This window comes from Streptococcus sp. ELY_90 (assembly GCF_058314475.1).
The window spans coordinates 1-1540 of record NZ_JBZFUJ010000029.1; the positions used below are offsets into that span (position 1 = coordinate 1).

At 41.9% G+C, this 1540-nt stretch carries 1 protein-coding gene; it reads right to left on the reverse strand.

Annotated features, from left to right (window positions below):
- Positions 1-141: 141 nt before the first annotated feature.
- Positions 142-1287 carry an IS110 family RNA-guided transposase gene (locus tag AC4HAF_RS10160; protein ID WP_491097659.1) on the reverse strand — a complete coding sequence of 382 codons (1146 nt, stop codon included), beginning with the start codon at positions 1285-1287 and terminating at the stop codon, positions 142-144.
- Between the last annotated feature and the right edge of the window lie 253 nt (positions 1288-1540).

The following is a 1540-nucleotide window of genomic DNA, read 5'->3' on the forward strand; positions in this document are numbered from 1 at the left end:
TAAAAAGACAAACTATAAGAAAAGTCAATAGTTTTAGATGAATTTATATTTTGTTCCCATTATGAGTTTGAGAGTACACTAAAAAGCCTCTGAAACGCCTCATTTTTTCAAAGGTTAGGATAAGTCTAAGATTTTCGAGAATTATCTTACTTTATTTTCGTCAAAAGGGCTGTCGTATTTGAGCAGATAAAAGAGTATTCGGATAAGTTTCTTAGCGACATGAGTGACAGCGACATTGTAATGCTTCCCTTGGTCTAACTTAGTTCTGAGATAGGCTTTGAAGGCAGGGGAATAGCGTGCCGCTTTCTGTGCGGCTTGCAGGAGAGCCCATCGTAGGTGAGGCGATCCACGCTTGACCATTTTCCCTGATATGTCTATCTGCCCTGATTGGTAAATGGAGGGTTCTAGTCCAGCAAAAGCCTGAAGTTGCGCTGGATTGTCAAAGGTATGGATATTTCTGATTTCCGCTAGGATAACTGAGCCCAACCGATTACCGATACCTGACACAGTAGTGATGACCGAGTTGATCTCAGCCATCAGCTCATCGACTTGTTTTTCGGCTTTGGCGATGAGCCTGTTATAGTGCTGGATATTCTCAATGATTTCGAGGAGTTCAAACTCATGGGCAGGTGAAGTTGTCCCGATAGAGTTTGATGCGACTTTGAGAATATCCTGTATTTTAGGGACTGTTAATCGCTTAATGTCTATCAGTTGCTCAACCCCAGCGTCCAGCATTTTCTGAGGGCTGGGGTAGCGTGAGAGTAGCTCGTAGGCATAATCGGAATGCTTTCCAATGATTTTAGCCAACTCAGGAAAGATGATGTCCAGACAGCGAGTATATTGGACTTTCCAGTCGGACTGTTTCTTCTTGAGGCGATGGATATGTCTCGTCAGAATCTTCAACTCTTCTTGACAGCTATCGTGTCGAAACTGCTCACGGTTTGGATCTGATAATACCTTAAGTGCGATAACACGGGCATCTTTCTTATCTGTCTTGGTTTTACGAAGTGACAGTGACTTGGCAAACTCCTTGATAATCAGAGGGTTGTAAGTATAGACCGGATAGCCCTGTTCATGAAGGAAAGTTAAGAGATTACAGGCATAATGTCCGGTATCTTCAAGAGCGATGAGAGCGTCTTGGTTTAGCTGTTTCAGGGTATTGTCTAAGAGACTAAAACCAGCTCTGTTATTAGAGAAAGTGAGTGGTTTGAGGACATTGTTTCCTTGTTCGTTTAAGACGGATACATCATGTTTGTTTTTAGCGACATCAATGCCCACAAAAAGCATAGAGGTTACCTCCTAATATATATTGTATTCAAGCGCACTTGGTTATCCACGAACTTTTTGCCTTGTCACCTTACAGGAGATTAAACGTCTAGGCGTTATCAAACTCATTACCAATTGAAACAAAAAGCTGTGGTTAGAGCCTTTTCGAAATCGTCAAGCGATTGGAGAAGATTAACTAATCCACAGTGGCTTATTCCAAGTGTATCACTTGGGCTTTGGCAGTAGCTAACTGCACTAAATATAATATAAGGAG